This window comes from Streptomyces sp. CAI-85, from assembly GCF_013363615.1.
GTDB classification, from domain to species: Bacteria; Actinomycetota; Actinomycetes; order Streptomycetales; family Streptomycetaceae; genus Streptomyces; species Streptomyces antibioticus_B.
This window is the reverse complement of sequence record NZ_JAANNX010000131.1, coordinates 1-4479: the sequence shown is the minus strand read 5'-3', so window position 1 is coordinate 4479 and position 4479 is coordinate 1. Positions and strand designations below refer to the sequence as shown.

Here is a 4479-nt window from a genome sequence, read left to right as displayed (position 1 = left end):
CGCCGGGCTTGGGGCTGTACGTACGCACGGTTCGTAGCCTTCGCTTCTTCAGTGAATGGTCCTGACAGGCTCACCGAAGACGATCACGACAGCCGTGACCGCACTGCGGTGACGCAAACCGCGTGCTGGTCGCTGGTCATCGGCCCGGTGGACCGGTGTAAGGGCCCGTCCCGTGAGAATGAGCAAGCCAATACACAACGAACAAGCAGACTACCGGGGTGACCCGGAAGGGTCAAAACGGGGCCGTCTCCCGGCTGCGCCGCAGATCACGCCTCAGCTCCCCGCGGGGCCGCACGAAGATCCCCGGGCCGCTCCCGGCGCCCCGCGCCGCCGCCCGTCCGCCGACCGCGTGCGCGGCCACCGCCGCCGCGAGCACGCACAGCGTGAAGGCGTCCTTGAACGCCCGCCGCCGCACCGGCTCCAGATACGGCCAGCTCACCCCCGGCACCTGCGGCACCAGCGCCAGCCAGAACCACGGCCGCCGCACCACCGCCCCGGGACACGGCAGCCCGGCGAGCAGCACCGGCACCACGACCAGCAGATAGTGGTCGTACGACGGCCTGGACACCAGGAACGCCGACAGCATCAGCCCCGCCGCCGTCTCGGCGAGCCGCAGCGGCCCGGGGTCGGCCCGCCGCCAGCGCAGATACGCGCACCCCAGCCCGCCGACGCAGGCCAGCAGGGCCACCGCCTGGGCGACCGGGCCCGGCACCCCCAGCCGGGGCAGCACGGCCCCGGGCGACGCCTCGTAGAGCCGTACGAAGGCGTCCTGGCCGCTCAGCAGGAACGGCAGCGTCCGGGTGACGAAGCCGGCCGGGTCGGGCAGCAGCAGCGCGCCGAGCCCCGAGGCCGCGGCCGGCACCGCCAGCAGCACGGCCAGCGCCCGCCAACGGCGCGCGAACACGAACAGCAGCGCCAGCGGGGCCAGCAGCGGCTTCAGCGCCAGCGCGGCGCCGAGCACCGCCCCCGCCGCCACCCACCGGCCCCGGCTCATCAGCAGCAGCGCCAGCGGCAGGGCCAGCGCCGCCGTCGCCGTCCAGTTCCCCAGCAGCACCAGATGACCGAAGGGCGCGAAGCCCGCCGCGAGCCCCGCGAGCCCCAGTACCGCGAACCGGCTGCGCAGCGGCACCCCGTGCAGCCGCAGCGCGCACGCCCAGCCGCCCGCCAGGCACACCGTCACCGCCAGCGGCACCAGCAGCCGCAGCGCGAGCGGCGGGAGCAGGGTCTGCGGGGCGGCCGCCAGGACGGCGCTCGGCAGATAGAGGAAGTGCGGATCGTCGTACGGGGAGCCGCCGGCCAGCCAGAGCCGGGCGGCGCCCGCCACGATCGCGTTGTCCATCCCGCCGTCCGAGGTGGCCCGCGCCACATGTCCCGCCGTCGCGGCCAGCACCGCCACAAGCCCCGGCCACAGCGGCCACGGAGAACGCCGTACCAACCATCCAGAGATGTCGCCTTTGCCCTTGCTCATCCACCGAACGCTAGGGGCTCGGGGGTCCGACGAGGCGGAACAGCACACCTCGGCCCCGTCTAAGATGCCGCGCATGAGCTATGGGCAGGGGGGACCTCAGTCCCAGTGGGATCCGTGGAAACCGAACTCCCAGCAGCCGTGGACCGGCGACAGTGACGGTTTGTCCCCGGACTGGGCGGCGCTGGCCGACGCCTCCGAGAAGCGCAGCAAACGCCGCCGGGTGGCCCTCATAGGCGGCGGTGTGCTCGCCACGCTCGGCATAGGCACGGCCGTCGCCATGGCCGTCGTCTCCGCCGGAGGCGACGACAAGGCCGGCGGGACCGGGTCCTCGCTGCCCACCCTGCCGAGCGTCTCCGCCACGCCCTCCTTCGCGCCGACCAGCGCCCCGCCGCCGCTGGACCCGAAGGACTTCGTCTCCAGCAAGGCCAAGGACAAGGCCCCGATCAGCGCGGACCTCCTCTTCCCCGGCACACAGCTCACCATGGGCTCCAACGTGTACAAGAAGGGTCCGACGGCCGACTCCACCAAGTGCGACACGGGCGTCCAGGGCTCCCTGCCCAAGGTGCTCGCGGCCAACGACTGCACCCGGCTGCTGCGCGTCACCTACACCAAGGGCGACATCGCGGTGACCGTCGGCGTGGCGATCTTCGACACCGAGGCGCAGGCGCTGAAGGTGAAGAGCCAGTCCGACAGCAAGAGCATCGTCAAGGCCCTCACCGGCAGCGGCATCAAGGCCTTCTGCAACGGCCCGGTCTGCCGCTCGACGACCAACTCCTACGGCCGCTACGCCTACTTCACGATCACGGGCTTCACCGACGGCAAGAACGTGACCACGAAGGACACCGCCGTCTTCACCGCGGGCGACGATCTCGCCGACTCCGCCTTCCAGCAGATCCGCCGCCGCGGCGAGGCCCAGGCGTCGGCCGCGGCGGCGGCCGGCTGACCGGCCCGCCCGAGGGGCCGGCTCAGCAGCAGCCGGCCCCGGGCAGCGTCCGCTTGTTGCGCGCCTCCCTGCTGCGCGCGGCGAGCAGCTCGTCGGCCGGGTAGCCGACCTCCTCCAGCGTCAGCCCGTGCGGCCGTACGACATGGACGGCCGAGTCCCGCACACCCGCGGCCAGCACCTTCCCCGGCCACTCGGCGCCCCGGTGGCCGTCACCCACGAACAGCAGCGCCCCGATCAGCGAGCGCACCATGTTGTGGCAGAAGGCGTCGGCCCGGACGGTCGCGGTGATGATCCCGTCGTCGCCTTTGACCAGGCTCAGCTCCTGGAGCGTGCGGATGGTCGTCGCGCCCTCGCGCTTCTTGCAGTAGGCGGCGAAGTCGTGCTCACCGAGCAGCCGCGCGGCCGCCTCGTTCATGGCGTCCACGTCGAGCGGCCAGTCGTGCCACAGGACGTGGTTGCGCAGCAGCGGGTCGACGCCCCCGGGGTTGTCGGTGACGCGGTAGGCGTAGCGCCGCCAGATCGCCGAGAAGCGGGCGTTGAAGCCGCTCGGCGCCTCCCGCAGGGCCCACACCCGCACGTCCCGGGGCAGCCGGCCCGCGAGCCGCTTCAGCAGCTTCTCGTGATGCTCACGCCACAGCGGCTCCGGCAGATCGACATGGGCGACCTGCCCCCGCGCGTGCACCCCGGCGTCCGTCCGCCCGGCCACGGTCAGCTCGTACGTCGTCCCGTGCGACCGGGTGACGGTCCGCAACGCGTCCTCGATCTCGCCCTGCACGGTCCGCCGTCCCCCGGCCTGCTTGGCCCACCCGGAGAAGTCCGTCCCGTCGTAGGACAGGTCCAGCCGCACCCGGACGGACCCGGGCTCCACTTCGTCACTCACACAGAGATCCTCTCAGCACCACGAAAGCGGGCCCGCCCCTGGAAAGGGACGGGCCCGCTCTACGCCAGGAAGGGGCGCTTACGCGTCCTTCGACTCCTCGGCGGGAGCCTCGGCGGCGTCGTCGGCCTTGGTCTCCTCGACCTTGGCCTCCTCGGCCTCCTTGACCGCGCGCTTCGTCGCGGCCTCGGCCTCACCGGTCGCCTGCTGCGCCACCGTCAGCGCCTCGACCAGCTCGATGACGGCCATGGGCGCGTTGTCGCCACGGCGGTTACCGATCTTGGTGATACGGGTGTAGCCACCCGGACGGTTCTCGTAGCGCGGGCCGATCTCGGTGAAGAGCGTGTGCACGATGCTCTTGTCCGTGATCACCTGGAGCACCTGACGGCGGTTGTGAAGGTCGCCCTTCTTCGCCTTGGTGACCAGACGCTCGGCGTACGGGCGCAGGCGGCGGGCCTTCGCCTCGGTGGTGGTGATGCGGCCGTGCTCGAAGAGCGCCTTCGCGAGGTTCGCGAGGAGGAGCTTCTCGTGCGCGGCGCTGCCGCCCAGACGGGCACCCTTGGTGGGCTTCGGCATGGTGTTTCTCCTAGGTGTCTGCCCCGGCCGTATCAGGTACCGAAGTCAGTATCCGAGCAGGCGGCCGCCTGTCGGAGACCCCGCGCCCCAAAGGGGCGCGGGGAACTGCGCGACCAGCCACAGCCGGTCCGCAGCCGGATCAGTACTGCTCGGTCTCCACGAAACCGGCATCCGCGTCGTCGTCCGCACCAAAGGCGTCCGCCGCAGCAGTCGGGTCGAATCCGGGCGGCGAGTCCTTCAGCGCAAGCCCCATACCCGCGAGCTTGGCCTTGACCTCGTCGATCGACTTCGCACCGAAGTTGCGGATGTCGAGCAGGTCCGCCTCGGAACGGGCGACCAGCTCACCCACGGAGTGGATGCCCTCACGCTTGAGGCAGTTGTACGACCGAACGGTGAGCTCCAGCTCCTCGATCGGCAGCGCGAGATCGGCCGCCAGGGCCGCGTCCGTCGGGGACGGACCCATGTCGATGCCCTCGGCGTCGATGTTCAGCTCGCGGGCGAGACCGAACAGCTCGACCAGCGTCTTACCGGCGGAGGCCATGGCGTCACGGGGACGCATCGCCTGCTTGGTCTCGACGTCGACGATCAGCTTGTCGAAGTCGGTGCGCTGCTCGA

Annotated in this window: 5 protein-coding genes; 1 reads left to right on the top strand and 4 read right to left on the bottom strand. The window is 71.7% G+C overall.

Translation table 11 applies throughout. The features are described 5' to 3' along the window. Positions 1-232 precede the first annotated feature (232 nt). The gene (locus G6W55_RS36890; RefSeq protein WP_175524970.1) at positions 233-1468 is read right to left on the bottom strand and encodes a glycosyltransferase 87 family protein; all 1236 of its coding nucleotides are present in this window, start codon (positions 1466-1468) and stop codon (positions 233-235) included. Positions 1469-1541: 73 nt separating this feature from the next. On the opposite strand from G6W55_RS36890, the gene G6W55_RS36885 reads away from it, so the two are divergent. Next, entirely contained in the window at positions 1542-2411 is an 870-nt protein-coding gene (locus tag G6W55_RS36885) for a hypothetical protein (RefSeq protein ID WP_175524969.1), read from the top strand. A gap of 22 nt (positions 2412-2433) precedes the next feature. Here the strand turns inward: G6W55_RS36885 and truA are convergent, their stop codons facing one another. The 3 genes from truA to G6W55_RS36870 form a co-directional block, all read right to left on the bottom strand. Then, positions 2434-3291 (bottom strand): tRNA pseudouridine(38-40) synthase TruA, encoded by an 858-nt coding sequence (gene truA, locus G6W55_RS36880; protein ID WP_175524968.1) that lies wholly within the window; start codon positions 3289-3291, stop codon positions 2434-2436. Between the two features lie 78 nt (positions 3292-3369). Continuing rightward, entirely contained in the window at positions 3370-3864 is a 495-nt protein-coding gene (gene rplQ / locus G6W55_RS36875) for a 50S ribosomal protein L17 (RefSeq protein ID WP_030788229.1), read from the bottom strand. A gap of 139 nt (positions 3865-4003) precedes the next feature. Next, the coding region (locus G6W55_RS36870) for a DNA-directed RNA polymerase subunit alpha C-terminal domain-containing protein (RefSeq protein ID WP_303049969.1) at positions 4004-4479 on the bottom strand (476 nt) is incomplete at its 5' end.

Coding starts and splice junctions, on each gene's coding strand:
- G6W55_RS36890 (WP_175524970.1), bottom strand. CDS start 1,468: ATGAGCAAGGGCAAAGGCGACATCTCTGGATGGTTGGTACGGCGTTCT.
- G6W55_RS36885 (WP_175524969.1), top strand. CDS start 1,542: ATGAGCTATGGGCAGGGGGGACCTCAGTCCCAGTGGGATCCGTGGAAA.
- rplQ (WP_030788229.1), bottom strand. CDS start 3,864: ATGCCGAAGCCCACCAAGGGTGCCCGTCTGGGCGGCAGCGCCGCGCAC.